General features: G+C 59.3%; 24 protein-coding genes and 1 pseudogene. 16 read left to right on the forward strand and 9 right to left on the reverse strand.

Annotation, left to right across the window (positions count from 1 at the left end):
• The first annotated feature begins 529 nt into the window (after positions 1-529).
• Positions 530-1,279, forward strand: coding sequence for a TerC family protein (locus tag BN77_RS01560; RefSeq protein WP_007527777.1), 750 nt, complete (start codon positions 530-532; stop codon positions 1,277-1,279).
• Positions 1,280-1,488: 209 nt separating this feature from the next.
• Here BN77_RS01560 and BN77_RS01565 read toward each other — a convergent pair whose 3' ends face one another.
• Together BN77_RS01565 and BN77_RS01570 are read right to left on the reverse strand one after the other, a co-directional pair.
• Positions 1,489-3,072, reverse strand: coding sequence for a DHA2 family efflux MFS transporter permease subunit (locus BN77_RS01565; RefSeq protein ID WP_007527779.1), 1,584 nt, complete (start codon positions 3,070-3,072; stop codon positions 1,489-1,491).
• Between the two features lie 23 nt (positions 3,073-3,095).
• Positions 3,096-4,298, reverse strand: coding sequence for an HlyD family secretion protein (locus BN77_RS01570; RefSeq protein ID WP_007527781.1), 1,203 nt, complete (start codon positions 4,296-4,298; stop codon positions 3,096-3,098).
• A 121-nt stretch (positions 4,299-4,419) separates the two neighbouring features.
• On the opposite strand from BN77_RS01570, the gene BN77_RS01575 reads away from it, so the two are divergent.
• Positions 4,420-5,076 (forward strand): TetR/AcrR family transcriptional regulator, encoded by a 657-nt coding sequence (locus BN77_RS01575; RefSeq protein ID WP_007527783.1) that lies wholly within the window; start codon positions 4,420-4,422, stop codon positions 5,074-5,076.
• Between the two features lie 29 nt (positions 5,077-5,105).
• Here the strand turns inward: BN77_RS01575 and BN77_RS01580 are convergent, their stop codons facing one another.
• A complete protein-coding gene (locus BN77_RS01580; RefSeq protein ID WP_007527784.1) occupies positions 5,106-5,654 on the reverse strand; it encodes a glutathione peroxidase in 549 nt (182 codons plus the stop codon).
• A gap of 148 nt (positions 5,655-5,802) precedes the next feature.
• On the opposite strand from BN77_RS01580, the gene BN77_RS01585 reads away from it, so the two are divergent.
• From BN77_RS01585 to lysS, 4 genes and pseudogenes are all read left to right on the forward strand, one after another.
• Positions 5,803-6,564: a bestrophin-like domain gene (locus BN77_RS01585; RefSeq protein ID WP_007527785.1), complete on the forward strand. Its 762-nt coding sequence runs from the start codon at positions 5,803-5,805 to the stop codon at positions 6,562-6,564.
• Between the two features lie 196 nt (positions 6,565-6,760).
• Positions 6,761-7,593 (forward strand): annotated as a pseudogene (locus BN77_RS31815) (SLC13 family permease).
• Positions 7,594-7,785: 192 nt separating this feature from the next.
• A complete protein-coding gene (gene gltX, locus BN77_RS01595; RefSeq protein ID WP_007527788.1) occupies positions 7,786-9,243 on the forward strand; it encodes a glutamate--tRNA ligase in 1,458 nt (485 codons plus the stop codon).
• Positions 9,244-9,259: 16 nt separating this feature from the next.
• Positions 9,260-10,756 (forward strand): lysine--tRNA ligase, encoded by a 1,497-nt coding sequence (gene lysS / locus BN77_RS01600; protein WP_007527789.1) that lies wholly within the window; start codon positions 9,260-9,262, stop codon positions 10,754-10,756.
• Positions 10,757-10,821: 65 nt separating this feature from the next.
• Here the strand turns inward: lysS and BN77_RS01605 are convergent, their stop codons facing one another.
• Positions 10,822-11,547, reverse strand: coding sequence for a hypothetical protein (locus BN77_RS01605; RefSeq protein ID WP_007527790.1), 726 nt, complete (start codon positions 11,545-11,547; stop codon positions 10,822-10,824).
• A 181-nt stretch (positions 11,548-11,728) separates the two neighbouring features.
• Here BN77_RS01605 and BN77_RS01610 point away from each other — a divergent pair, with 181 nt between their 5' ends.
• The 8 genes from BN77_RS01610 to BN77_RS31820 all read left to right on the forward strand — a co-directional run bounded on the left by BN77_RS01610 (position 11,729) and on the right by BN77_RS31820 (position 19,222).
• A complete protein-coding gene (locus tag BN77_RS01610; RefSeq protein WP_007527791.1) occupies positions 11,729-12,637 on the forward strand; it encodes a LysR family transcriptional regulator in 909 nt (302 codons plus the stop codon).
• A 125-nt stretch (positions 12,638-12,762) separates the two neighbouring features.
• Positions 12,763-13,923, forward strand: coding sequence for an ABC transporter substrate-binding protein (locus BN77_RS01615; protein WP_007527792.1), 1,161 nt, complete (start codon positions 12,763-12,765; stop codon positions 13,921-13,923).
• A gap of 192 nt (positions 13,924-14,115) precedes the next feature.
• On the forward strand, positions 14,116-15,102 hold the full coding sequence (locus BN77_RS01620; RefSeq protein WP_007527793.1) for an ABC transporter ATP-binding protein: 987 nt from the start codon (positions 14,116-14,118) through the stop codon (positions 15,100-15,102).
• Positions 15,099-16,073 carry an ABC transporter permease gene (locus tag BN77_RS01625; RefSeq protein ID WP_007527794.1) on the forward strand — a complete coding sequence of 325 codons (975 nt, stop codon included), beginning with the start codon at positions 15,099-15,101 and terminating at the stop codon, positions 16,071-16,073. The genes BN77_RS01620 and BN77_RS01625 overlap by 4 nt, the downstream gene beginning before the upstream one ends.
• The gene (locus BN77_RS01630; protein ID WP_007527796.1) at positions 16,063-16,878 is read left to right on the forward strand and encodes an ABC transporter permease; all 816 of its coding nucleotides are present in this window, start codon (positions 16,063-16,065) and stop codon (positions 16,876-16,878) included. The genes BN77_RS01625 and BN77_RS01630 overlap by 11 nt, the downstream gene beginning before the upstream one ends.
• 74 nt (positions 16,879-16,952) lie before the next feature.
• Positions 16,953-18,380: a gamma-aminobutyraldehyde dehydrogenase gene (locus BN77_RS01635; protein ID WP_007527797.1), complete on the forward strand. Its 1,428-nt coding sequence runs from the start codon at positions 16,953-16,955 to the stop codon at positions 18,378-18,380.
• Positions 18,381-18,408: 28 nt separating this feature from the next.
• Positions 18,409-18,903: an ester cyclase gene (locus BN77_RS01640; RefSeq protein WP_007527798.1), complete on the forward strand. Its 495-nt coding sequence runs from the start codon at positions 18,409-18,411 to the stop codon at positions 18,901-18,903.
• Between the two features lie 145 nt (positions 18,904-19,048).
• Positions 19,049-19,222, forward strand: a complete 174-nt coding sequence (locus tag BN77_RS31820) for a DUF1328 domain-containing protein (protein WP_007527799.1) — start codon at positions 19,049-19,051, stop codon at positions 19,220-19,222.
• A 9-nt stretch (positions 19,223-19,231) separates the two neighbouring features.
• Here the strand turns inward: BN77_RS31820 and BN77_RS01650 are convergent, their stop codons facing one another.
• Together BN77_RS01650 and BN77_RS01655 are read right to left on the reverse strand one after the other, a co-directional pair.
• On the reverse strand, positions 19,232-19,852 hold the full coding sequence (locus BN77_RS01650) for a DUF1345 domain-containing protein (RefSeq protein ID WP_425280229.1): 621 nt from the start codon (positions 19,850-19,852) through the stop codon (positions 19,232-19,234).
• 121 nt (positions 19,853-19,973) lie between these two features.
• A complete protein-coding gene (locus tag BN77_RS01655; protein WP_007527801.1) occupies positions 19,974-20,705 on the reverse strand; it encodes an SDR family oxidoreductase in 732 nt (243 codons plus the stop codon).
• A 202-nt stretch (positions 20,706-20,907) separates the two neighbouring features.
• Here BN77_RS01655 and BN77_RS01660 point away from each other — a divergent pair, with 202 nt between their 5' ends.
• Positions 20,908-21,744, forward strand: coding sequence for an amidohydrolase family protein (locus tag BN77_RS01660; RefSeq protein ID WP_007527802.1), 837 nt, complete (start codon positions 20,908-20,910; stop codon positions 21,742-21,744).
• Between the two features lie 54 nt (positions 21,745-21,798).
• Here BN77_RS01660 and tal read toward each other — a convergent pair whose 3' ends face one another.
• The gene (tal, locus tag BN77_RS01665; RefSeq protein ID WP_007527803.1) at positions 21,799-22,764 is read right to left on the reverse strand and encodes a transaldolase; all 966 of its coding nucleotides are present in this window, start codon (positions 22,762-22,764) and stop codon (positions 21,799-21,801) included.
• A 404-nt stretch (positions 22,765-23,168) separates the two neighbouring features.
• Here tal and BN77_RS01670 point away from each other — a divergent pair, with 404 nt between their 5' ends.
• Positions 23,169-24,152: a sugar-binding transcriptional regulator gene (locus tag BN77_RS01670; protein ID WP_007527804.1), complete on the forward strand. Its 984-nt coding sequence runs from the start codon at positions 23,169-23,171 to the stop codon at positions 24,150-24,152.
• 593 nt (positions 24,153-24,745) lie between these two features.
• Here the strand turns inward: BN77_RS01670 and BN77_RS01675 are convergent.
• Both BN77_RS01675 and BN77_RS01680 read right to left on the reverse strand, forming a co-directional pair.
• Positions 24,746-25,618, reverse strand: coding sequence for a methylated-DNA--[protein]-cysteine S-methyltransferase (locus tag BN77_RS01675; RefSeq protein ID WP_007527808.1), 873 nt, complete (start codon positions 25,616-25,618; stop codon positions 24,746-24,748).
• Positions 25,619-25,687: 69 nt separating this feature from the next.
• Positions 25,688-26,185: a DUF2244 domain-containing protein gene (locus BN77_RS01680; protein ID WP_040677507.1), complete on the reverse strand. Its 498-nt coding sequence runs from the start codon at positions 26,183-26,185 to the stop codon at positions 25,688-25,690.
• Between the last annotated feature and the right edge of the window lie 19 nt (positions 26,186-26,204).

Below are 26,204 nucleotides of genomic sequence, written 5' to 3' on the forward strand. Positions count from 1 at the left end.
TTCACCAAAGACATCACTCTGGACCTCGGACGTTGTCGGTCTTTCGCGCTACCACCTTTCACGCGTCTTCGGGCTCGTGACGGGCCATTCGATCAGCAGCCATATCCGAGCCGCCGCTTGATCGGTGCGGCATCGGTGCTGGTCGATCGATCGGAGAGCATTCTCGAGGTAGCCCCTAGATGCACGGCTTGCACGATGCATTCACCCGTGCCTTCGCAACCAGTTCGGTCTAAACACCCGCCATCGGTAAGTAGGGGCACACGCGCAACCTCGCACTTTGGAGCCTATCCGCATGGACCCCTCTCGCCCTCCCGAATTCGAACCACCAGGCTTCGAAACACTGCGCCGATGCTCTTTGCCGCCTGCAGGAGATCTAACCCTACGGCGGCAATGCCGCGATCCCGATCTGGATTCCCATGAAGGAATAAAACTCGTCTTGCTTTCGTATATCCCCTTGCGCGCTTGCCAAGGCAGGCCGCGTCCGTACATTGCGAGCCTCAAACTATGTAGCGCAGGGGGATAAACACCGATGCAAGATATCATGATGCTCGTTCAGGACCCGGCCGCCTGGGTGGCCCTCGTCACGCTCGTGGTAATGGAAGTGGTCCTCGGGATCGACAACCTCATCTTCATCTCAATTCTCACCAACAAGCTGCCACCTGAACATCGCGAGAAGGCCCGCACGCTCGGTATCGGCCTTGCTCTCATCATGCGTCTTGTCCTCCTCGGTACCATTGCCTGGATCGTGAAGCTGACCACGCCGATCTTTGAACTGTTCGGCCACGGCTTCTCGTGGAAAGACATCATCCTGATTGCCGGCGGTCTTTTCCTGCTGTGGAAGGCAACAAAGGAAATCCACCACAACGTCGATCCGACCGATCACGACGAGGATTTCATTGCGACGGCGGTAGCAACAGGCTTTACCGCCGCGATCGGCCAGATCCTGCTGTTGGACCTCGTTTTCTCGGTCGACAGCATCATCACCGCGGTCGGCATGACGCCACACTTACCGATCATGGTCGTCGCCGTAGTCGCGGCCGTGACCGTCATGCTGCTTGCCGCAACGCCGCTTGCGAACTTCATCGAGAAAAACCCGAGCATCGTCATGCTGGCCCTCGCCTTCCTGATGATGATTGGCATGACCCTGATCGCCGAAGGCATGGGCGTGCACGTGCCGAAGGGCTATGTCTATGCCGCGATGGCCTTCTCCGCGCTCGTGGAAGCCCTCAATATGCTCGCTCGCAATGCCCGTAGGCGCAGAAAGCAAGGCAGCCACTGACATCTCCGCGAGATATAGCCTGATCGGCTCGCTTCATTCGGACTTTGTTGCGGGCGATCCGCTCAAGCCTCGCATCGGCCGGGGCAACGCGGCACCGGATCACTGTCCAATCACCCCGGCAGGCAAACGCAGGGAGCGATGAAGCGGCGGGGCTCAAGATCAAGTTGATCATCGCCGCAACACACATTGATTTGATCCCACTGCGCTGCTTAGTGCGCCCCGGCTCCCCCGCCGGATTGCGTTTTCTTGGTGAGCAATAGGGCCAAGGCGGCGATGGCAAGCACCACACCGATCACGGCGAAGGTATCGCTGAAGCCCAGGATCAAAGCCTGACGTCTGACAATTTGACCCAGGGCGATGATGGCTTTGTGGCTGGCGACGGCCGGATCGGAGACGCCGTGTGCCAGGAAATAATTGGTCGTTTGGCTTAGGCGATCGCGAACCTCGTCGCGAGCCAGAGTTACAGACTGACCGATGATATTCGAATGGAACTGCTCGCGCTTGGTCAGGATCGTGCCAAGCGATGCCGTGCCGACCGCGCCGCCTAGATTGCGCAGCATGTTCGTCAGACCAGAGGCAGCAGCCGCATCCGACGCAGCAATGCCTGCGGTCGTGATGGCGGTGATCGGGGTTAGGACAAGAGCCTGGCCGATCGCGCGCACGATGTTCGGGATCCAGAACTGATCGCCGGCGTTGTTCGCTGACAGCGTGACGTTCATGAAGCAGCTGACAGCGAAGATCGAAATGCCAAGGAAGCCGATATAGCGAGCGTCGAAGCGCTTCATCAGCAGCGGAACCAACGGGATGAGCAGCAGCTGCGGCAGGCCAGTCCAGGCCAACACATTGCCAATCTGTTCGGCATTGTAACGCTGCACTTGACCGAGATACTGCGGCAGGATGTAGACGGTCCCGAAAAGGGCGACGCCGACGAGCACATTGACGGCAACACCGATGCCGAAGTTGCGCTGCTTCAAGAGACGCAGCTTCACCAGGGGCTTTTGAGCCGTCATCTCGATCCAGATGAAGGCTGCAAGAAAAACGAACGCCACGATGCTAAGCTTGACGATAAAAGTCGAAGAGAACCAGTCTTCCTTGTTGCCCTCCTCAAGCACGGTCTGCAGGGCAGAAAGGCCGATCGCCATGGTAGCGATGCCGGCCCAGTCGCCCTCCCTCAGCAGATGAAGTTGCATAGGCTGCTTCTCGAGCGTGATGGCAAGCGCGACCGCCATGATTGCGCTTGGGACGGCGTTGATGAAAAAAATCGTCTGCCAGCCGTAGTTTTCGGTGAGATAGCCGCCGATTGTCGGGCCGATCGCCGGAGCAAAGGTAACCGACAGCGCAAAGAGGGCAAGGCCGCGAGGCTGCTGAAACTTTGGCAGCTTGGTCAGGACCATGGTGAATGCCATGGGGATGAGCACGCCTCCAGCAAATCCCTGCAACCCACGCAGTAGGATCATGGTGCCGAGATCATGAGCGAATGCACAGGCGATCGAGAAGATCGGGAAAAGAACCGAGTTGACGAGAATGTAGCGGCGGAAGGAAAAGACGCTGCTGAAATACGCCGTCAACGGAATGACAACGATCTCGCCGATCAGATACGACGTCGAGATCCAGGCGCCATTGTCGACGCCCGTGCCGATGCCGCCCTCGATGTCGAGCAGCGAGGCGTTGGTGATCTGGATATTCAGGATTGCCATGAACGCGCCTATCATCCCGGCGAGTACGGCAATCCAATCCTTTAGGCTGGCGCCCTCCTGGGAGATGGGGGCAGCGGTTGCAGTTGCGGTAGACATGACACGATCCTCATCCTCTCCGGTCAGGCCCCATGGCCGGCCGCATCGGCGACTTTGGTGTTGATGCTTGGTTGCACCGACATGCCGGGGCGAAGGTCACCGGCTGCCGCGCCATTGTCGTCGAGCACTATCTTGACCGGGATACGTTGGACGACCTTCGTGAAGTTGCCAGTGGCATTATCCGGCGGTAGCAGCGCGAATTCCTGGCCGCTCGCCGGTGCGATGCTGTCGACATGACCGCGATAGGTGCGGCCGGGGAACGTATCGACTTCGATGTCGACGGGCTGGCCTGCATGTACGTCGGTCAGCTGCGTTTCCTTGTAGTTGGCAATCACATAGGCCGCGCTGGTGGGAACGACCGACATCAACTGTGTGCCTGCCTGGACGTATTGGCCAACGCGCAGCGTCCGGTTGCCGACCGTGCCATCAACGGGTGCTACAATCGTGGCATAGGAGAGATTGAGTTCGGCCTGACGCTCCAGCGCTTGGCTGCGGCCTAGCGCAGCTTTTGCCTGTGCAAGCTCGGCATTCAGAAGATCGACCTGCTTTATGGCTGCCTCGAGGGCCGCGCTGTCGCGCGAGATCGTTGCCTGTGCAGCAGCGATTTGTGAGGCGGCCTGTTGGGCGGTCTGGACCGGAGCGTAGCCGTTATTTGCAAGGCTCGAATAGCGCCTGTTGTTCTGCTCGGCGAACGTTTCGTTGGCCTTGTCGACATCGACCGCGGCGCGGGCGGCTGCGATCGTCGATTGCTGGATCTCAAGGGCCGCCTGCTTTGCGCTTAACGTGGCTGCCGCAGCTGCAACATCCGCCTTCGCCTGGTCGAGCGCGGCCTGGAAATCGCGATCGTCAATGCGCGCGAGCGGCTGGCCGGCCTTGACGGCCGAGTTGTCGTTGACGAGCACCTGAGCGATATAGCCGGAAACCTTTGGGGCGATCGTGCTGTTGTCCGCCTTCACATAGGCGTCGTCGGTCGACACATGAAAGCGACCGACCGTCCAGTAATCGTGCCCATAATAGGCGCCTGCTACCACGATCGCGATGGCGGCTGCGCCAAGCAGCAGCGACCGACCTGGTCGCTTGCGGGCCTGCTGCATGTTTGGGGCAGCGCGCAGCGCCTCGGCGCGCAGTGGCTTGCCCGCCTCTAGCGTTCCCGGCGCTTCCTCGGCGACCGTTTCGGTGCTTGGGGTAGCATTGTTGTTCATGGCATGCAGCTTTTGGGCGGTCATTGTTTTCTCCGGATCAAAGCCGCTATCGCGCGGGATACAGCCTGATGCATAAAATGGAAAATTGACGTTTTCCAAAATATGCTCTATAAAATCGATGTCAACATGAATTTGGAAAATAGTAATGGTCCAAAATCACAAGATCGAGAGAAGGCCGCGAGGCAGACCGCAAGCGCGTTGCGATGACGACACCAGGAGCGTCATCATCGAGGCCGCCAACAAGCAGTTTCACGAGAATGGATATGCGACGGCGAGCATAGCGGCGATCGCGCAGGAAGCAGGCGTTTCGACAAAAACGCTCTACCGGTTGTTTCCGACGAAAGCAGACCTTTTTTCCGACCTGATTTCCGATCGCATTAGCCGCTTTTTGCTGGCGCTCGACCCGACCACGCTTGCTGCGGCCGATCTTCGCCAAGGTCTCGAGCGGATGCTGATGGCCTATGGCATGCTGACGCTCTCGGACGACACCATCACCATGATGCGCCTCGTGATCGGCGAGTCCGACCGCTTCCCCGAAATCTCCGCATCTTTCTATGAAAAAGCCATCGTTCGAACGAGCGCACTAATGGAGGGGTGGCTGCGCAAACAGGTCGATCGCGGCCTCATCGCTCTCGAAGACCCGCATGCCGCTTGCGGCATGTTGCGCGGCATGATGGCCATGGAGCCGCAGCGCGCCGCAATGCTACGCCAGCAGCCGGCGCCCGGGATCGAGGAGATCGCTGCCCGGGCAAAAATGTGCGCCGATCTGTTTTTGAACGGCGCGGCAATCGTTCCGGCTTAGCCGCCCGCGCGTAGGTATCGAGAGCCGCCTCAGGCGTTCTTTGCAAGCTCTTTGTCGATGGCCGACGTCAGTCGCTGATCGTCGGCCGTGACGTCAGGCGCAAACCGTGCAGCAACCTTGCCATCGCGGCCAATCAGGAACTTTTCAAAGTTCCAGAGGATTTCACTGTTGTCGTCGGTCGCCAGGCCATTACTGCGCAGCCGCTCCCGCATCGGACCTTCGCCTACGGCCACCCCGGCAGCAGCTGTCAGCAACTGGTAAAGTGGATGCTTGTCGTCACCCTTTACCGAGATCTTGGAGAAGATCGGAAACTTCACGTCATATGTCAGAGTGCAGAACTCAACGATCTCGGCATCCGTGCCGGGTTCCTGTCCCTTGAAATTGTTCGCCGGAAAGGCGGCAATCACGAAGCCGCGCTCGCGTTTGTCCTCATAGAGCTTCTCGAGCCCCTCATACTGGACAGTCAGGCCGCATTTGGAGGCGACATTGACGATGAGGATTACCTTGCCACGGTGATCGTTCAGCGTTGTCTCGCGACCGTCGGCCAACTTCACCGGTATGTTCAAAAGATCAATCATCACCATCTCCAGACTATCTCCAGCAAGAATTTCGCCGCGGAAGCTATACCTACCCGTGCGTTTGTCCAGGAGGCAGATGCAGTCCACTGGCAAAATCAATCAAAACAGCTAGTTTGCCCCCAAAGAGCACGGGTGGGCGCGGCGGAAGATGGTGCTGGAATTGCTGGTGGCGGTCGTTGTCTTCGCTTTGCTCATGATAGCCTCGATAGGAACGATGCTGACCTACTCGAAGCTGCCGGTGCATCACCGTCAGGATGAGACCAATACCGTCGTCCGGCTGGTCGCCAATATCTTCGTCGTTATGACATCGCTTGTCTTTGGCCTAATGATCAATTCGTCGAAGAACACCTTCGCCGAGATTGATAAGAACGTTCACGCCTTCGCGACGCAGATCATCCTTCTTGACCGAACCTTGCGCACCTTTGGCCTCGAGGCTAATGAAACCCGTGCGCGCCTGGAAAACTACGTCGAAAAGGCGCTTACCAATCCGGCCCGCGCCGCCACCGATCCAATGGTCAAGAGCGACCGCACGAGCGAACTTGCCCTCAATGCCGTCGGCGACAGCCTTTCGCTGATCAAGCCGTCCGACCCAGGGCATGTTGCGCTCTGGAACGACGCCCGCCAGCAGTATCAAAGGATCGTCGAGCTGCGTTGGATCATCGTCGAACAATCGGAAGGCGTCATTCCGAGGCCGCTCATCACAATGCTGACGGCGTGGCTGACCTTGATCTTTGCCAGCTTCGGCTATCGTGCTCCGAGAAACATCATCGTCGTCCTGATGTTCTTCATGTCCGCGCTCCTCATATCGCTGTCGATCTTCATTGTGCTAGACATGGATATTCCGTTCTCGGGCTGGATCCAGATTTCCGATACGCCCCTTCGCAGGGCCCTGGCCGAGCTCCAACAATAGCAGTTTGCGCAACCACGAGCGGCATTGTGCTCGTGTTATCGAGACACCGACGAGATCCGCACGCAAACGGTCCGCGTGGCTTGGAGGTCCAAATCGGAACTTTGCATCCGGCATGGCATTGATTAGTCCAGGAAGACTTTCAGATATCAACGCGGCGGGCGCAGGCCCGCGGTCAGCCTCGAGACGCTGGAGTCGCATGACAACACAGCAGATCCTAGCCTTCAGTGTGATCGGCCTGATGATGGCGATCTTCCTCTGGGATCGCTTCAGCTATGATCTGGTCGCCTGTTGTTCCCTCGTTCTGGCGGTAGCTGTCGGCATCGTGCCTTTCGACACGGCATTTTCCGGTTTCAGCGACGACATCGTCATCATTGTCGGCAGTGCACTCATCGTCAGCGCCGGCGTCGTGCGCTCGCGAATCGTCGACACCACAATCAAGCGGTCCTTCCCCAATCTGACTAAGTTGCATGCGCAGCTCGCCCTGCTGCTCATCGTCGTCGCCGTTCTCTCTGCCTTCATCAAGAACATCGGCGCTGGCAATGGTCGCCTTTCGGGTCATCCCGCTCGTCGAGGTCTATAAGGCCGTGGACGGGCCGATCCTGATCATGCTTGCGGCTCTGATCCCCGTCTCCGACACGCTGCGAACAACCGGCGGCAGCGAACTGATTGCCGGGTGGGCTCGGCCAATTTGCGGCCCAGATGCCACCCTTCGGCGCATTGGCGCTGATACTCATCACCGCCATGGCGGTAACACCGTTCCTCAACAATGCGGTAACGGTTCTGGTAATGGCACCAATTGCGGCAAGCTTCGCCCAAACTCTCGGCTACCGGCCAGAGGCCTTCCTGATGGCGGTCGCCATTGGGGCGGGTTGCGACTTCTTAACGCCGATCGGCCACCAATGTAATACGCTTGTTTTTGGCCCGGGCGGCTACCGCTTCAGCGACTATCCTCGCCTCGGCATGCCGCTGTCTTTCATCATCATCCTCGTCAGCGTGCCCGCTCTGCTATACGTCTGGCCGGTTCGTTGACCCAATTGCCCATTTTCCTTGACGCGCGCGGTCGAATATGGCCTTAAGGCCAGCCAAATGGGCAATCGGCGGATGAAAGGGGGCAGTGCCCTTTTCCAGCCGGTTTCCTGATCCAGTTATCTGCATTCTTTCCGGCCGAACGTCGCTTTCTCAGAAAAAGCCGTCCGGCATTCATTTAACGGGCACTTAAAAATGACAGCTTCCGGCGTCCGCGTCCGCATTGCTCCCTCGCCGACCGGCGAGCCGCATGTCGGCACTGCTTACATCGCTCTCTTCAACTATCTTTTCGCCAAGAAGAACGGCGGCGAGTTCATTCTGCGCATCGAAGACACCGATGCGACGCGCTCGACCCCGGAATTCGAGAAGAAGGTGTTGGACGCGCTGAAATGGTGCGGCCTCGAATGGAAGGAAGGCCCCGATATCGGCGGCCCCTACGGCCCGTATCGTCAGTCCGACCGCAAGGACATCTACACGCCCTACGGCCAGGAACTGCTCGACAAGGGCCATGCGTTCCGCTGTTTCTGTACGCCGGATCGCCTGGAAAAGATGCGCGAAGAGCAGCGCGCCGCAGGCAAGGCACCGAAGTATGACGGTCTTTGCCTGAAGCTCACCGCCGAGGAAGTCACCGCCAAGATGGCGGCTGGCGAGTCCTCCGTCATCCGCATGAAGATCCCGACCGAGGGCTCTTGCGACTTTACCGACGGCGTCTATGGCGACGTCAGCATTCCCTGGGATTCGGTCGATATGCAGGTCCTCATCAAGGGCGACGGCATGCCGACCTATCACATGGCAAACGTCATTGACGACCATCTGATGCAGATCACCCACGTCGCGCGCGGCGAAGAGTGGCTGGCTTCCGTGCCGAAGCACATCCTGCTTTACCGCTACTTCGGCTGGGAGCAACCGGTGTTCATGCATCTTTCGCTGATGCGTAACGCTGACAAGTCGAAGCTCTCGAAGCGCAAGAATCCGACGTCGATCTCCTATTACTCCGCTCTCGGCTATATCCCGGAAGCGCTGATGAACTTCCTCGGCTTGTTCTTCGTGCAGATCGCCGAAGGCGAAGAATTGCTGACGATGGACGAACTCTCGCAAAAGTTCGATCCCGAGAACCTATCCAAGGCCGGCGCGATCTTCGACATCCAGAAGCTCGACTGGTTGAACGGTCGCTGGATTCGCGAGAAGCTTTCAGAAGAGGAATTCCTTGCGCGCGTGCTCGACTGGGCAATGGAGAACGACCGTCTAAAGGCTGGCCTGCGCCTGTCGCAGTCGCGTATTTCCAAGCTCGGCGAGCTTCCCGATCTCGCGGGCTTCCTGCTGAAATCCGATCTTGGTGTCGATCCGTCGGCTTTCGCCAAGATCAAGTCGCCGCCGGAAGAGATCCTCGAGATCCTCAACACCGTTCAGCCGGATCTCGAAAAGATCCTGGAATGGAACGTCGAGACGATCGAAGCAGAACTGCGCGCGATTGCCGATCGCATGGGCAAGAAGCTGAAGGTCGTGGTAGCCCCGCTCTTCGTCGCCGTTTCCGGCTCCTCGCGCTCGCTGCCGCTCTTTGACTCGATGGCGATTCTAGGCCGCTCCGTCGTGCGCCAGCGCTTGAAGCTTGCGGCCCAGACAGTCGCCTCCCTAGTTGGCCCGAAGACCTGAACCGGACGTTTGCATCATGACCGAAAAGACCGAAACAGCAACCCTTTCCTCCGACGCGACCGAGGTGCGCGCCCAGAAGCTGAAACTGCTGCGCGAACAGATCGGCGACGTCTATCCGGCGCATTTCCACCGGACCATGACCAATGCCGAGCTGGCGGAGAAATACAAAGATCTCGATCCCGACGTGGAAACGCAGGATGTCGTAACCGTTGCCGGCCGCGTCTATTCCTCTCGCAATTCAGGCATGTTCATGGATATCCATGACGCCTCGGGCAAGATCCAGATCTTCAGCCACAAGGACGTGACGCCGGAAGAAGCACGTAGCATGCTCGGCATGATCGATATCGGCGACATCATCGGCGTCACCGGCACGGTGCGGCGTACGAAGCGCGGCGAACTGTCGATCAACGCCCGCGAGATCACCATGCTGACGAAAACGCTGCTCCCGATGCCGGAGAAGTGGCACGGCGTTTCCGACGTCGAGATCCGCTATCGCAAGCGCCACCTCGACATCATGACCAATGACGAATCGAAGCTCCGTTTCCAGCAGCGTTCGAAGATCGTCTCCGGCATCCGCCGCTTCATGGAAAACGACGGCTTCATGGAAATCGAAACGCCGATGTTGCATTCGGTCTATGGTGGCGCAACCGCCGAGCCCTTCAAGACGCATCACAACACGCTGAAGCTTGATATGTACCTGCGCATCGCGCCGGAACTGTATCTGAAACGCACGCTGGTTTCGGGCCTCACCGACAAGGTGTTCGAGATCAACCGCAACTTCCGCAACGAAGGCGTCTCGACCCGGCACAATCCCGAATTCACGATGATGGAGTGCTACTGGGCCTATGCCGACTACGAGGACATCATGGACCTCGTCGAGCGGCTGTTCGAAAGCCTGGCACTGTCGATCCACGGCACGACGGAATTCCCTTTCGGCGACGAGACGATTTCTTTCAAGGGTCCGTTCAAGCGTGTGCCGATGCCCGATGCCGTCAAGGACGCGACCGGTATCGACTTCCTCGCGATGACGACGGACGAGGAAGCCCGCGCCGCCGCCAAGGCCGCCGGTTTCGCGGTCGAGAAGGACTGGACCTGGGGCGAGTGCCTTGCATTCATCTTCGAAGAGAAGGTCGAGGCGACACTGATCCAGCCGTCGCATGTCACGCATTTCCCGAAGGATATCTCGCCCTTCGCCAAGGAAGTCCCGGGCGAGCCGCGCCTTGTTGAGCGCTTCGAAACCTACTGCAACGCCTGGGAACTCGGCAACGCCTTCTCGGAACTCAACGATCCGGAAGAGCAGCGCCGCCGCATGGTCGAGCAGCTTGAGCAGGCGCACGCCCGCGGCGAAAAGGAAAAGCAGCTGGACGACGAATTCCTCGATGCAATCGACCAGGGTATGCCGCCGGCTGGTGGCCTCGGCATCGGCGTCGACCGCCTGATCATGCTCTTGACCAACGCCCCGTCGATCCGCGACGTGATCCTCTTCCCAGCTCGCCGCAGCAAGGCCGACTGAGCCAGGCAGATTGAACAGAAAGGCGGCGGCCCGATGGGCTCGCCGCCTTTTTCTTTTCGAAATCGTCAGTGATCGGCAGCCGGGGCTGCGTCGGTAGGCGAAGGTCCCTCTTTAGGCGCAGCGTCCCGACTGCCCCCCTCGGCCGACCCTTCTTCCTTCGCCTCTTCTGTCTTCGCAGTCTTCTTAGCCCCACCTTCTCCACCCTTCGTGGCCGCAACGGCGATAGGATCGATACAGTCGGAGTATTCCTTGAAGGACGCGCCCAAAGCGGTGATTTCGTCTTCGGGTAGATCCACACGTTCGCCGAAGAATAGTCCGTTAGCGGCCGCCGCACCGTCGAAATAATGGGCAGTGTATGTCTTGGCGTCCGTGCTCTCGAGGACGGGATCGGGATGCGGAATATAGACGACGTCGGCGCCGATCGCGCGGCCGCGAATGTCGGAACGCAGCGTCGGCCCATTGGCGTCGAGGACGACGACCTGCACAAGATCGGGCCTCTGCGCGTCGTAGATCGCCTTGGCCACGCGAAGCGCGGTCCTGACCCGCGTCATGCCATCGGTCGGCTCGGTTTTGATATACTTGCGGATCCAGACTCGGTTCTGCTTTTTGATGGTAACGAGATTGACGTCTGTGCAGGAGAGACCGTTCATCGTTTCCGCTGACAGGCCGAGGATCTTGTTTTTACCGATAAGCAGCGCGGCACCGCCGGAGACACCCCCGAGGAGGGCAACGCCAGCGATTATAAACACCAATTTCCGGGAAGGCCGGAAGATGCGCAGTAGGGCCTTCACGCCAACTGCTCCGCCATTAATAAGCTCCAACGCAATACAAGTGGTCTCGACGCTAGAGAAATGACGTTTCCGAATACTTAAACGGGCCCTCCAACTTTGCGTCAGTAGGGGATTAGCACCAAAAAAGGTCCAAGTTTTCCCTATGCTTGCCAATATCCTCGCGACCATGCTCTAACGGCGTATGGCCTTTACGCTCCGCCAGATCCAGTATTTCGTTGCAGTCGCCGAACAGGGCTCCGTAACGCGTGCCGCGCAGAACCTTTCGATCTCGCAATCCTCGGTTACGGAGGCGCTAAAGGAGCTAGAAACCGACCTCGGCGTGGCGCTCTTCGAACGCCATCCGCGGGGTCTGTCGATCACCCACAATGGCCATCAGTTCCTTCGCCATGCGACGAAGATCCTGGCGAGCGTTTCTGATGCACGCACCAGCTTTTCCGGCAAGCAGAATGAATTGTCAGGCACGCTCAATATCGGCGTCACCTCGCTCGTTGCCGGCTACGTGCTTTCCGACCTCTTGGCTCGCTATCGCCGCGCCTGCCCGGGCGTCGAAGTCAGCGCCATCGAGGACAACGGCAGCTATCTCGAACATCTGCTGGTCGGCGGCGAGCTGGATGTGGCCGTCATGGTGATCTCCAACCTGCGGGACCGTATGGCCCTGCAGGCGGAAATTCTGGAAACCTCGCCTTACCGGCTGTGGCTGCCCATGGGGCATCCGCTGGTCTCCGCCGACATCATTTCCGTCGCCGATATTGCCCGCGAGCCGCTGATCATGCTTACCGTCGACGAAATCGAGGAAAACACCGGCAAGTTGCTCTCGGCGCTCGGCGCCCGCCCCCATGTCGCTTTCCGCACACGTTCGGTGGAAGCGGTGCGCAGTCTGGTCGCGACCGGCGCCGGCGTGGCGCTACTGCCGGATCTCGTCTATCGTCCCTGGTCATTGGAAGGCGATCGCATCGAAAGCCGCGACGTGTCCGGCTCGCTGCCCGTCGTCCAGGTGGGCATGGTCTGGCGCAAGGGGTCGAGCCTGCCACAGGCGGCACGCGACTTCGTGGGCATCGCTGAAGCGCTCCGATCCGGTCGACCCCGCTGAATGCCTGATATCGGATTTTCCGATATCGACTTTCTGATAAATGAATTTGCGAAAACGGAAGATTCGGCGCACCTTTTCGCCCGGGAACATAACGCCACGAAAAGTGGCAAACCGGGAGACGTCAGATGAAATATCTTCTGAAATCGTGCACGGCTGCCCTCGCGAGCCTGAGCTTCGTGACGCAGGGGGTCGCCGCCGAACCGCTGAAGGCGCTTGGCAAGGGCGAGGGTGCAGTAAGCATCGTAGCCTGGGCCGGTTACATCGAACGCGGCGAAAGCGACAAGAGCTACGACTGGGTCACCAGCTTTGAAAAGGAAACCGGGTGCAAGGTCTCAGTCAAGACGGCCGCGACCTCGGATGAAATGGTCTCGCTGATGAACGAAGGAGGCTTCGATCTCGTCACCGCTTCCGGCGACGCATCGCTCCGCCTGATCGCCGGCAAGCGCGTCCAGCCGATCAACACGGACCTGATCCCGAGCTTCAAGAATGTCGATCCACGTCTGCAGAAGGGCGCGTGGTACACGGTCAACGGCGTCCACTACGGCGTACCCTACCTCTGGGGGCCGAATGTTCTGATGTACAACACCGATGCCTTCAAGGATAAGGCACCCACCAGCTGGAAGGTCGTTTTCGAAGAAGAGACGCTTCCGGACGGCAAGTCCAACAAGGGACGTGTCCAGGCCTATGACGGCCCGATCTATATTGCGGATGCCGCCCTCTACCTGATGGCGCACAAGCCGGACCTCGGCATCAAAGATCCCTACGAGCTGAACGAAGACCAGTACAAGGCAGCCCTCGATCTCCTGCGCGGCCAGCGCAAGCTCGTTTCCCGCTACTGGCACGACGCGATGATCCAGATCGACGATTTCAAGAACGAGGGCGTCGTCGCCTCGGGCTCCTGGCCATTCCAGGTCAATCTGATGCAGGCAGACAAGCAGAAGATCGCCTCCACCTTCCCGGAAGAAGGGGCGACCGGCTGGGCTGATACGACCATGCTGCACGTCGACAGCGAGCACCCGAACTGCGCGTACATGTGGATGGAGCATTCGCTGCAGGCCAAGGTCCAGGGCGATGCCGCTGCCTGGTTTGGCGCCGTGCCGTCGGTCCCCGCAGCCTGCAAAGGCAACGAATTGCTGACGGACGAGGGTTGCGCAACGAACGGCTTCAACCACTTCGACAAGATCAAATTCTGGAGAACGCCGACCTCGAAGTGCGCCACGCAGAACGAGTGCGTACCGTATCACCGTTGGGTCTCAGACTATATCGGCGTAATCGGGGGACGATAGTCTCTCGCGCAATCTCTGCTTCTCCGTAAGCGGAAAAGACGCCCGCTGACGGCAACGCGAGGGGGCAATGAAGACAAGAGCGAACGTCCGAGCGCTGGGGCGACGACGGAACGCCGAATTGTCCCCTCGTCAGGGCCCTCGGGCTGCCTTCCCACTGGGAAGACGAAAGACACAACATCCCGGAGTTTTACAATGATCCCCGCCGTCCGTTTCCAACAGGTCTCGCGCTATTTCGGGCAGGTCCGCGCTGTCGATCGCGTCGATCTCGAAATTGCGCCGGGCGAATTCTTCGCCATGCTCGGCCCTTCCGGGTCCGGCAAAACCACGTGCCTGCGCCTGATCGCGGGCTTCGAACAGCCAACGGGCGGCCACATCGAAATCTTTGGCGAGACGGCCGAAGGCATTCCGCCCTATCGCCGCAACGTCAACACCGTCTTCCAGGACTACGCGCTCTTCCCGCATCTTAACATCCTTGACAACGTCGCCTATGGGCTAATGGTCAAGGGCATCGGTAAGGCTGAACGCACCAAAGCCGCCGAACAGGCGCTCGACCTTGTGAAGCTTCCCGGCTATGGCGGGCGCAAGCCCGGCCAGCTCTCCGGCGGCCAGCGGCAACGTGTGGCGCTCGCCCGCGCCCTCGTCAACAAGCCGAAGGTCCTGCTGCTCGACGAGCCGCTCGGCGCGCTTGATCTGAAGCTGCGTGAGCAGATGCAAGAGGAGCTGAAGAGCCTGCAGCGCGCGCTCGGCATCACCTTCGTCTTCGTCACTCATGACCAGGGCGAGGCGCTGTCGATGGCCGACCGCGTCGCCGTCTTCAACAATGGCGGGATCGTCCAGGAAGGCACCCCGCAAGACATCTACCGCTGCCCGAAGACACGCTTCGTCGCGGATTTCGTCGGCTCCTCCAATGTCATAGCCCCCGACCTGATGACCACGCTTGGCGGCGAGAAGCGTTGGGCGAGCCTGCGTCCGGAAGCGATCCACGTCGCCGGCGAAGGTGTCGAAGCGCGCGTGGAGCACGCGAGCTTTCTCGGTGCTGCAACCCGCCTGTCGGTCGATATCCGCGGCACGCGGCTGCACGTCATGCTGCCTGCCGGCGCCCACATACCGGATATCGGCACGAGCGTTCGCCTCGCCTGGCAACCCGTGGACGTGCATTACATGGACGACGCAGCATGACCGCGATTGCTTTGACCAAGCCCGCCGATCTGCGTGAGACCTCGATCCTTCCTGGTCGTGGCGGTTTCTTCGGACAGCTCTCGGACGCTTTCTGGCGACATCCTAAACTGCTGCTCCTCCTGATGCTGACGCCGCCGCTGCTGTGGCTCGGCATCATCTACATCGGTTCCCTGATCGCGCTGCTGCTGCAGAGCTTCTTCTCGATCGATGACTTCTCCGGCCTGGTGAATTACGAGTTCACGCTTGCGACCTATGCGCAGCTGCTCAGCCCGACGAATTTCGACATCATCATTCGCACCATCATCATGGCGGCGCTGGTGACGCTGACCTCCGCTGTCGTCGCCTTCCCGATTGCCTATTACGCCGCCCGCTATGCACAGGGCAAATGGAAGGCGCTGTTCTATCTCGGCGTCATGCTGCCGCTATGGTCCAGCTATCTCGTGAAGATCTATGCCTGGAAGCTGATCTTGGCCAAGGAAGGCATCCTCACCTGGATCTTCGAGAAGCTACACCTTTCCTGGCTGCTCGACGGCATTCTCAACCTGCCCATCATCGGCGGCAATTCACTGTCGGTCAGCTATCTCGGGACGTTTCTCGTGTTCGTCTATGTCTGGCTGCCCTACATGATCCTGCCGACACAGGCAGCACTTGAGCGCGTACCAGGCAATCTGATTGAGGCCTCGTCCGATCTCGGCGCGACACCCGGCCAGACTTTCCGCAATGTGGTTTTCCCGCTGGCACTACCCGGTATCGTAGCCGGCTCGATCTTCACCTTCTCCCTGACCTTGGGCGACTACATCATCCCGCAGATCATCGGCTCGTCGCGCCTCTTCATTGGCCAAGCGGTCTATGCCCAGCAGGGCACGGCCGGAAATGTCCCGCTCGCGGCCGCCTTTTCCGTCGTCCCGATCGCCATCATGGCCGTCTACCTCTGGCTCGCCAAGAAACAGGGGGCCTTCGATGCGCTCTGACCGTTCACAACGTTCCCCGCTGTTCCTGAAGATCGCCGCAGCCGGTGGCCTGCTCTTCCTACACCTGCCGATCCTACTGATCTTCGTCTATGCCTTCACGACCGAGGAGAAGAGCTATCAGTGGCCGCCCCCAGGTCTTACGATGCAGTGGTTCGCTATTGCCTGGAACCGCCCGGATGTCTGGTCTGCACTCGGCTTGTCCGTGCAGGTCGCCTGCATCGCCACATCAATTGCATTGGTACTCGGCACCCTCTGCGCCGCGGCGATCAGCCAGACGAAGTTCTTCGGTCGGGAGGCAATCTCGCTGCTGGTCATCCTGCCCATCGCGCTCCCCGGCATAATCACCGGCATTGCGTTACGCTCGGCCTTCAGCCTGTTCGACATCCCGTTCTCGGTCTGGACGATCGTGCTTGGCCACGCAACCTTCTGCGTCGTGGTGGTCTACAACAATGCCGTTGCCCGCTTCCGCCGCACCTCCGGTTCGCTGATCGAGGCATCGATGGATCTTGGCGCCGATGGCTTCCAGACGTTTCGCCACATCATCCTGCCGAACATCGGCACGGCGCTTTTAGCCGGCGGCATGCTCGCCTTCGCGCTGTCGTTCGATGAGGTCATTGTCACCACCTTCACCGGCGGACAGCAATCCACACTGCCGATCTGGATGCTCGAAGAACTCATCCGCCCGCGCCAGCGCCCTGTCACCAACGTAGTCGCGATGGTCGTCGTGCTCGTCACCTTTCTGCCGATCCTGGCAGCCTACTATCTTACTCGCGACGGCGACCAAGTCGCCGGAGCCGGCAAATAACCAAAGTGGGATGCGGAAAAGTGTGAAGCGGCTTTCCGCCCATATCCCACTCCGTCGACAATAAGGAGAACGTCATGGACACCTCAATGCTGATTGGGTCTAGCTTCGTAGCGGGCACGGAAACTGAAGAGCACATCCTCAACCCGAAGACGGGCGAGACGGTGCTTGACCTGCCGGAAGCCTCGCTTGGCCAGATCGACGCAGCCGTGGACGCAGCCGAATCCGCATTCAGGAGCTGGTCGCTGACGACACCCGGTGAGCGCTCGGCTTATCTCTTGAAGATCGCGGATGCGATCGAGAATGACGCGCAAGGCTTTGCAGTGCTGGAAGCGCTGAACTGCGGCAAGCCGATCAATGCCGTGCTGAACGACGAGATCCCTGCGATCGTCGATTGCTACCGCTTCTTTGCCGGCGCGGTGCGCAACCTGCATGGCCCGGTCGCCGGCGAATATCTGCCGAACCACACCTCGATGATCCGCCGCGACGCCGTCGGCATTGTCGGCTCGATCGCACCTTGGAACTATCCGTTGATGATGATGGCATGGAAGCTGGCGCCGGCAATCGCGGGCGGCAACACTGTCGTCTTCAAGCCGTCCGAACAAACGCCGCTGACCGCGCTGAAGATGGCGAAGCTGCTTGCCGAGATTCTTCCGGAAGGCGTCGTCAACGTCATCCTCGGCCGCGGCGAAAGCGTCGGCAACGCGCTGATCAACCATCCGAAGATTTCGATGGTCTCGATAACAGGCGATGTCGCAACCGGCAAGAAGGTCCTGCAGGCGGCCGCCAAGACCGTGAAGCGCACCCACCTCGAGCTCGGCGGCAAGGCACCGGTCATCGTCTTCGATGACGCCGACATCGATGCTGTCGTCTCCGGCATCCGGACTTTTGGCTACTATAATGCTGGCCAGGACTGCACTGCCGCCTGCCGAATCTATGCAGACGCGAAGGTTTACGACAAATTCGTCGCCGACCTCTCTTCGGCCGTCTCCTCGATCCGGTTCAACCAGGCAGACGACACTGAAAACGAGATCGGCCCGCTAATCTCCAAACGCCAGCGTGACCGCGTCGAAAGCTTCGTCGCCCGCGCCAGCGAGCACAAGCACATGGAGATCACGGCCGGCGGCAAGACGTCTGGTGACAAGGGCTTCTTCTACACGCCAACAGTCATCGCGGGCGCTACCCAGGCCGACGAAATTGTTCGCCGGGAGGTTTTCGGCCCCGTCGTCTCGGTCACCCGTTTCACCGATGTCGAGGATGCCGTCATCTGGGCGAACGACAGCGACTATGGCCTGGCTTCGTCCGTCTGGACCAAGGAGATCAGCCGCGGCATGAAGACCGCCGCCCGTCTGCACTATGGCTGCACCTGGATCAACACCCACTTCATGCTGGTCAACGAGATGCCGCACGGCGGCTTGAAGCAGTCCGGCTATGGCAAGGACATGTCGGTCTACGCGCTGGAGGACTACACCGCCGTCCGTCACGTCATGATCAACCACGGCTGATAATCCAAAAGTGAAAGGGAGGACTTGCATGAAACGTCGTACCATTCTTGCCGCCTTTGGCGGCATCTTCCTCGCTTCAACGCTTGCCGGAGTGCCGGTCTACGCCGCCGACCAAACGCCGCTTTCGATCGTCGAGCAGTATCTGGCCGCATGGAACGCGCATGATGCCGCCAAGGCCGCCTCATATTTCGATGAAAAGGTCAGCTACTACGACGCGTCCGTTGGCAAGCCGACCGTTGGAAAGGCGGAAGCCAAGGCCGCAGTCATCGACAACTTCATGGCCGCGGCACCTGATCTGAAATGGGTAATGCGCGGCGATCCGATTGTCAGCGGAAACAAGGTTTCATTCGAGTGGACCTTCACGGGCAACAACAGCGGAGCCTGGGCTGATGGCACCGCGGCCACCAACAAACCGTTCTCCCTCGACGGCGCTTCCGTCTTCGTCATTGAGAACAATGCCATCAAACAGCAGTCGGATTATTACGATGCCCTGGGCTTCTACAAGCAGCTGGGTCTGATGTAAGCAGCAACAGCTTGACGGCGCCCTTCAGGACCGCCGTCAAGCCTCCGGCTCGGCCTCGCGCCCGCACCTGACGATCGCGGGCCGCATATGGAACAATTTTCCTCGCATTGCGTCATCCAAGCAATGAACAAAGAGGAAAACATCCATGCTTAAATGGGCCCTTATATTCTTCGTTATTTCGCTGATCGCCGGGTTCCTGGGTTTTTCCGGGATCTCGGCGGCCACGGCCACCATCGCACGTGTCCTCTTCGGTATTGCGCTGGTGATCTTCTTGATCTTCCTCGTCCTGGCGTTGCTGGCCGGCAATGTGGTGGTATAGCTTCGTCGGTCAGCCAAGCAAGCTTGCGCCAACGTTGACCGCCAAGGCCAGGATCGTCGTGTTGAACAGGAACGAGAGAACGGAGTGAAGAAGCGTCAGCTTTCGCATCGCGGTAGATGTCGTCGCGACGTCAGCGGTCTGCGATGCGACGCCGATTGTGAAGGAGTAATAGAGAAAGTCCCAGTAGACGGGCTCATCATTGCCTTCCGGAAACTTCAGCCCTTCCCCCCTGTCCTCGCCGCTATAGAAACGATGCGCGTAGTGGACGGTGAAGAGTGTATGTAGGAACACCCATGAGTTCAAAATGGTGACGATTGCCACGAGCGCCTGCACCAGGGCTTCGCTCCGCCCGGTATCCTTGGCGAAGTGAAGTTCGAGAGCGATGCCTGCGATGCTGGCAAGTGCCGCCAAGATCGACAGTGACAGCACGACGACGTCTGAATAGTCGAGGTCCTCCGCCCGCTTGCGGATGCTGGCAACGCTCGCGCGTAACATCCGGCGCCACGTGAGCGCCGTAAACACGATGGCGCCCACATTCCAGCCGGCGACCAGGTTCCGCGGATTGACCTGGCGGCTGGTGAGAAGCAAGAACGTCACCAGGCCGGCTAATAGGGCGACGGCAAATACCATGTGCTTGCGCACCTGCCCCATGACCTGACCTTCCCGGTCCCCTGTGCCTTCCACCATCACTGTCCTGCCGCTCTGAGATCGCCCTTAATATCAGCTCGATGGCGGCAGGAGCAATATAGCTTCAGCCGGTCCAGCCGCCATCGACGACATGCGTCTGGCCGGTCGTGAAGCCAGCCTCGTCGCCGGCAAGATAGGTGACGAGAGCGGCGATCTCCTCGGGTGTCGCAATACGTCCCATTGGCTGGCGGGCGATGAAATCCTTGAGCGCATTGTCGTAGTCGCCAGTCGCACGCAGACGATCATGCAGCGAGGGGCTGTCCACGGTGCCGGGGCAAATCGCGTTGGCGCGGATGCCCCTGGCGACAAAGTCAGAGGCGATCGACTTGGTGAGCCCGATCACGGCTGCCTTCGACGCACTGTAGGCGAAGCGATTTGGAACGCCTTTCACGCTGGAGGCGACCGATGCCATATTGACGATCGAACCCTTGCCCTTCTCCAGCATGCCGGGAAGAAAGGTGCGGCAGGTCGTATACATGGCCTTGGCGTTCAGGTTGAAGGAGAAATCCCAGTCCTTCTCCTCGCATTCCAAGATCGTGCCGGAATGCACGAAACCGGCGCAGTTGAAGAGAACGTCGATCGGTCCGATCTCGGCTGCAAAGCCGCGGACCGCATCGCCATCGAGCACATTGAGAACGTGCTTTTCGGCACCCTCCAGCGTGGAAAGCGTTTTCTCGTTGATATCGGTTGCGTAGACATGCGCGCCGAGTGAAATGAAGCGCTCAGCGCTTGCTCGACCGATGCCCTGCCCTGCCGCCGTGATGACGACCTTCTTGCCTTCCAGACCGTGGCTCATACGTCCTCCCGAAATTCCAGCGCTTGCGGCGCGTTCATTCATATGCAAACAATATATTCAAATTGGCGTCAACCTGAATAACCACGCTTCGTTCGCTGGAGAAAACCCTAGTCGATAAAGACTCGACCGGCATGGTAAATCTGGCCACTAAGGATCGCCCGGCTTGCGGCACAAACAACACGGTATGAATGGGAGGAACCGCATGCTTTTCGATACTCATCTGCACATCGTCGATCGGCGGGCGCTCACCTATCCCTGGCTCGCCGGCGCGGGTGAACTTAACCGGGACAGTCTCTACGAGGATTACGCGCGCGATGCGATGCGATGCGGAATTTCCAACGTTCTTCACATGGAAGTGGACGTGGCTCCAGAGCGCATCGAAGATGAGACCAATTATGTCAGGGAGGTCAGCCGCCACCCGGACTGTCTCGTACGCGGCGTCGTTGCCGCCTGCCGGCCGGAGGACGATGGATTCGCGGCTTATCTCGAACGGTCCCTGGGCGATCCCTTCGTCAAGGGGTTCCGCCGCGTTCTGCACGTGGCGCCCGACGATACCGCCACACGACCCCTGTTCCGCGAGAACATCAAGCGGCTATCCGCCACCCGCATGACGTTCGACCTCTGTGTCTTCCCGCATCAATTCGAAACCATCTTAGCACTCGTCGATCAATGCCCTGATGTTCGCTTCATTCTCGACCATTGCGCCAATCCGCCAATCAAAAGCGGAATGAGCGACGTCTGGCGCAAGGGCATTACGGAATTTGCCCGCCGCTCGAATGTCACCGCAAAGATCTCAGGCGTCATCGCCTATGGCGATCTCGAAAACTGGTCTGTCGACAGCCTACGCCCCTTTGTCGAGCATACCATCGAGGGCTTCGGCTGGGATCGCGTCGTCTGGGGCAGCGACTGGCCGGTCTGCACGCTGGGCGGCGGACTGACACCCTGGGTGGCTGCCACCCATGCACTGACTGCAGGCTGCACCCCGGAGGAGCGCGACAAGCTCTATCAGGCGAATGCCAAGCGCATCTGGTCAATATGAAAAAAGGGCGGCCGCCGATAGCGCCGCCCTTTCCATCAGAGCGCTTTGGAGGCCTTAAGCGGCCGCGAGCTGCAGTTCTTTCTGAACATTGCTGCGAAGCGTGCCGAGATCCTTTGCGAAGGCGCGGATGCCTTCGGCGAGCTTTTCGGTCGCCATCGCGTCTTCGTTCATCATCCAACGGAAGGTTTTTTCGTCGACCGTGATCTTCGGGGCAGGCTTCGTCACGTCAGGCGAGAGCTTGCGCTCGAGCTTGCCCTGGTCGTTGGAGAGTTCGTCGAGAAGATTCGGCGCGATCGTGAGGCGATCGCAACCGGCCAGGGCTTCGATTTCGCCAGCGCTGCGGAAAGAGGCGCCCATGACGATCGTCTTGATGTCGTTGGCCTTGTAGTAGTTGTAGATGTCGCGGACCGAGATGACGCCCGGATCCTCCTCAGGCGCAAATTCCTTGCCCGTGGACTTCTTGTACCAATCGAGGATACGGCCGACGAACGGCGAGATCAGGAATACCTTGGCGTCGGCACAGGCAACGGCCTGGGCCTTCGAGAACAGTAGCGTCAGGTTACAGTCGATGCCTTCCTTCTGCAGGATTTCGGCAGCTCGAATGCCTTCCCAAGTCGAAGCCAGCTTGATGAGGATGCGGTCGCGCTCGATGCCGCGTTCCTTGTAGGCAGCGATGATCGAACGTGCCTTGGTAAGCGATGCTTCCGTATCGAAGGAAAGGTCCGCATCAACTTCGGTCGACACACGACCCGGAACGAGTTTGACGAGCGCGGCACCAACGGAGATCGCCAGACGATCGGCAACGGCAGCCGAAACGGCGTCCGGATTGCCGCCCTGCTTCTTGCCCCAGGCAACGGCTTCCTTGACCGTGTCTGCAAACATGGGCGTGCCGAGTGCCTTGAGCACGATGCTCGGGTTCGTCGTGCAATCGACCGGCTTCAGACGGGCAACGGCTTCGATATCACCGGTATCGGCAACGACGGTGGTCATTTCTCGGAGTTGGTCAAGCTTGGATGTCATGGTTACTGGTCCTTTTGACTTGAGCTGCAAGCCGGCGCGAATGTCGTCCGGCAAAATGTCTACGAACAAACGGTCTTGCTGATCGGATCGCGTCCGCCGTTTCCGAACGTACCGCTGATGTAAGGGGCGGTCATATCGCTGTGGCCGAAAGACATCATATTTGGGCTGCGCGGCACGTCAGGCCGTTGCGATAATGCCGATGATGACTTTCCGTTTGCCTGCACATTGCCTCCTCGGACACGCAAGGGTTCTTCGCGGCGAACTATCGCTATTCCTATCCAGATATGTCAAGGACATTTGTGCATATCAATTGACATAAGTGTCAAACCAGTCATTATCAGGCGAAAAACGAACCTGTCCTGGCTTGATGGTAGATTTAGGGCGCAATTCGCTCCGGAGGAGATGTGGTCAAGCTCAAACGCGGCACGCATACGGCTTATTCTGAAGCATCCTCTCTTAGGTTGCGCGCGGCCTGGCTCTACTACAATCAGGGACTGACACAGAAGGATGTCGCCGAACAGCTCGGCATAAGCCGCACGACGGTGATCCGCCTGCTAGACGAGGCGATGAAGCGCAGTGAAGTGCAGATCTGGATCAATGACTCGATCGGCGATTGCGTCGAACTGTCGGTGAAGCTCGAGCGTGCCTATAACCTCGACGAGGCGATCGTCGTGCCGGCGCCACCGCAGCCGGATGCCAATTCTCTGGCAAGGAATGTTGGTCTTGCCTTGGGACAATTTCTCTCCGAGGCCATTCCCGATGATTACACGATCGGCGTCGGCTGGGGCCGCACCATGACCGCGTCGCTATCCAGCTTCCGGCCGCCCCGCCGCAACAACTGCAAGGTCGTTTCCCTGCTCGGCGGCGTCGTCGCGGTCCACCAGACGAACCCGATCGACTACACTTGGCGGCTGGCGAGCCAGCTCGGCGCGGAATGCTATATGTTCCTCGCGCCGTTGCTGGTGGATTCGACGGATACGAAGCGAAATCTCATCGAGAAATGCGGGCTAGATACGATCTATCGGCTGGCGGAGACACTCGACCTCGCGATCGTCAGCTGCGGCGATATAGGCCCGCATTCCACATCCTTGTCGGAAGGGTGGCTCTCGAAGGGGGAACTGCAGGAGTTGATCGGCGCGGGGTGCGTCTGCGACACGATGTTCAACTTCCTCGACAAGGAGGGCAACACCGTCGATCACTCGATCAACAGCCGCGTCATGTCGGTTGATCTCGATACGCTGAAAAAGGCCAAGCATATCGTGTTATCATCGGGCGGCGCGCATCGGGCGGTCGCGATCCGGGCCACCATCAAGCGGATCGGCTGCAATACGCTGATCACCGACGAGAGCGCCGCCAAGGCATTGTTGGGCCTAGCAGAGGTGGTTTAGCGGCTCGCGCCTCGGCGTTATCGCAGCTGGCACAAGCGTGACAGTTGCGATTGTGCCCAGCTCTCCGTCCGACATCCTGGGTATCCGACAATTCCGATAAAAGGCTTCCGATCTCGCCATCGATTTCAATGTGAGTATCCGTAATCCTGCATGCCCCCATGTCAAGGGAGACGGTGGCGATCACCTTGCCCTTCACGGGAGCCATTTGAAAGAGAGTGTTGTCGCCCGCCTCGCAGGTCAAAAGCGCCGTCGCCTTGATGGATGCGAGACTATCTCCCGTCGAACAGACATCTGCGGACACAACCTTGAAACTGCTGGTTCGATTGGGGCCTACGGGAAGCTGTTCGCACAGTCCCACGGTCGATATCGCTCGCGCTACAGCCGGCCATTGCGGACTACTCATCGCCGATTTGCAGCCCGCCCAGGCCGGAACCAGTGACATCGCGAGCAAGCCAACGACCATGCCTGCGATCCTGCATGGCTTTTCTCCAGAGTTCATTTCCGCCTCCTCGAGTCCCAGCCACGGTATCAAACCCGCGATTCCTGCGTTTTTGATGGCGGGACCTCAGGTTGGATGGTTGGCTCGCCCGCGACTATGTGTGTGCCGCTTCCCAACCCAGGATCGCACGCTTGCGGGTAAGGCCCCAGTGATAGCCGGTCAGGGCTCCACCCTTACCGACCGCCCGATGACAGGGAACAACGAATGAAATCGGGTTCGCACCGACCGCAGCTCCGACAGCGCGCATCGCTTTCGGCCGACCGATGTCATTGGCAATATCGCTATAGGTGACTGCCCTGCCGAAGGGTATCTTCAACAGGCTTTCCCATACCTCCACCTGGAAGTCGGTGCCGATCAGAACGATGCGCAACGGCTGGTCTGACGTCCAGCGTCCCGGCTGAAATATAAGCTCCGCATAGGGTGCCGTCGCTTCTATATCCCGGACATAGGTCGCATTCGGCCACCGGCATGTCATATCTTCAAGACAAGCCACCTCGTCCCCGAGATCGCTGAAGGCAAGTCCGGCGAGTCCACGGTCGGTGGCCATTACAAGCGCAAGGCCGAAGGGCGAAGGATGGAAGCCGTAGCGGATCGTCAGTCCTCCACCCTTGCTTTTCCATTCGCCGGGTGACATGGCCTCGTGCGTCACGAAGAGATCGTGCAGCCGGCTGGGGCCGGAAAGGCCGACCTCGATCGACGTCTCCAGTAGAGGCATAGATTCCTCGCGAAGAAGCCGCTTTGCGTGATCGAGCGTGACGGCCTGCAGAAATGCCTTCGGAGACAGGCCCGCCCACCGCGTGAATATCTTCTGCAATTGCGTCGGCGATTGCTTGAGCCGCGCTGCGATCGTTTCAAGAGACGGCTGATCGCGATAGTCCTCGGTAATGAGTTCGATCACCTGACGCACCGTTTCGTATTCAGAGCCGTCCGGCGTGATGTCGTTGTTCAGCTTGGCTACCATATTCATGATCTTTCTCCTTGTACCAAGGAGATAGTCAAGTGGGCCTTCGCAAACCACCCGAATCTTGCATGCTGCTTAAATCCGCTGTTTGACGGTGGTAAGCGCGCCTCTGAACGCCTTGGCAAAGCTCTCGCGGTCGTCGGGATTGAGGAACGAGCCTATGTCCGTGCCTCTTCCCTCTCCGGAAATATACATGGAAAGGATGCCGATTTCCTGATGCCGGCGAACGAAAAATCGCGTCCAGAACGGATTGAAGTGGTGCTCGACCATCCGACCGGAAGGCGCGAATTTGCGGACGGAAATGTCGGTACGCGACACCGTCACTTCCTCCCGCACCCGGCCGGAACGGTAGTTCAGCCAGAAAGCACCGTAGAGCAGCAAAAAATCCATTCCGAAAAAAAAGCCGATCGGCCACGCGCCAGTTGCCACGAAGAACATGCCATTCACGCAACAGATTACGCCAGTCAGCAGCAGCAAGACCCTGAACCCCTTGCGGCCGAGCGACCGGTACGCAAAAAGCTCCGCGGCAAAAACAGGTTGTTCGTCGGCCCTATCGCCGTTGCTTTCCATCATGGCTGCCAAGTATAGATTT

Source organism: Rhizobium mesoamericanum STM3625, from assembly GCF_000312665.1.
Lineage (GTDB): Bacteria > Pseudomonadota > Alphaproteobacteria > Rhizobiales > Rhizobiaceae > Rhizobium > Rhizobium mesoamericanum.

Coding starts and splice junctions, on each gene's coding strand:
- BN77_RS01560 (WP_007527777.1), top strand. CDS start 530: ATGCAAGATATCATGATGCTCGTTCAGGACCCGGCCGCCTGGGTGGCC.
- BN77_RS01565 (WP_007527779.1), bottom strand. CDS start 3,072: ATGTCTACCGCAACTGCAACCGCTGCCCCCATCTCCCAGGAGGGCGCC.
- BN77_RS01570 (WP_007527781.1), bottom strand. CDS start 4,298: ATGACCGCCCAAAAGCTGCATGCCATGAACAACAATGCTACCCCAAGC.
- BN77_RS01575 (WP_007527783.1), top strand. CDS start 4,420: ATGGTCCAAAATCACAAGATCGAGAGAAGGCCGCGAGGCAGACCGCAA.
- BN77_RS01580 (WP_007527784.1), bottom strand. CDS start 5,654: ATGATTGATCTTTTGAACATACCGGTGAAGTTGGCCGACGGTCGCGAG.
- BN77_RS01585 (WP_007527785.1), top strand. CDS start 5,803: ATGGTGCTGGAATTGCTGGTGGCGGTCGTTGTCTTCGCTTTGCTCATG.
- gltX (WP_007527788.1), top strand. CDS start 7,786: ATGACAGCTTCCGGCGTCCGCGTCCGCATTGCTCCCTCGCCGACCGGC.
- lysS (WP_007527789.1), top strand. CDS start 9,260: ATGACCGAAAAGACCGAAACAGCAACCCTTTCCTCCGACGCGACCGAG.
- BN77_RS01610 (WP_007527791.1), top strand. CDS start 11,729: ATGGCCTTTACGCTCCGCCAGATCCAGTATTTCGTTGCAGTCGCCGAA.
- BN77_RS01615 (WP_007527792.1), top strand. CDS start 12,763: ATGAAATATCTTCTGAAATCGTGCACGGCTGCCCTCGCGAGCCTGAGC.
- BN77_RS01620 (WP_007527793.1), top strand. CDS start 14,116: ATGATCCCCGCCGTCCGTTTCCAACAGGTCTCGCGCTATTTCGGGCAG.
- BN77_RS01625 (WP_007527794.1), top strand. CDS start 15,099: ATGACCGCGATTGCTTTGACCAAGCCCGCCGATCTGCGTGAGACCTCG.
- BN77_RS01630 (WP_007527796.1), top strand. CDS start 16,063: ATGCGCTCTGACCGTTCACAACGTTCCCCGCTGTTCCTGAAGATCGCC.
- BN77_RS01635 (WP_007527797.1), top strand. CDS start 16,953: ATGGACACCTCAATGCTGATTGGGTCTAGCTTCGTAGCGGGCACGGAA.
- BN77_RS01640 (WP_007527798.1), top strand. CDS start 18,409: ATGAAACGTCGTACCATTCTTGCCGCCTTTGGCGGCATCTTCCTCGCT.
- BN77_RS31820 (WP_007527799.1), top strand. CDS start 19,049: ATGCTTAAATGGGCCCTTATATTCTTCGTTATTTCGCTGATCGCCGGG.
- BN77_RS01650 (WP_425280229.1), bottom strand. CDS start 19,852: ATGGTATTTGCCGTCGCCCTATTAGCCGGCCTGGTGACGTTCTTGCTT.
- BN77_RS01655 (WP_007527801.1), bottom strand. CDS start 20,705: ATGAGCCACGGTCTGGAAGGCAAGAAGGTCGTCATCACGGCGGCAGGG.
- BN77_RS01660 (WP_007527802.1), top strand. CDS start 20,908: ATGCTTTTCGATACTCATCTGCACATCGTCGATCGGCGGGCGCTCACC.
- tal (WP_007527803.1), bottom strand. CDS start 22,764: ATGACATCCAAGCTTGACCAACTCCGAGAAATGACCACCGTCGTTGCC.
- BN77_RS01675 (WP_007527808.1), bottom strand. CDS start 25,618: ATGAATATGGTAGCCAAGCTGAACAACGACATCACGCCGGACGGCTCT.
- BN77_RS01680 (WP_040677507.1), bottom strand. CDS start 26,185: ATGATGGAAAGCAACGGCGATAGGGCCGACGAACAACCTGTTTTTGCC.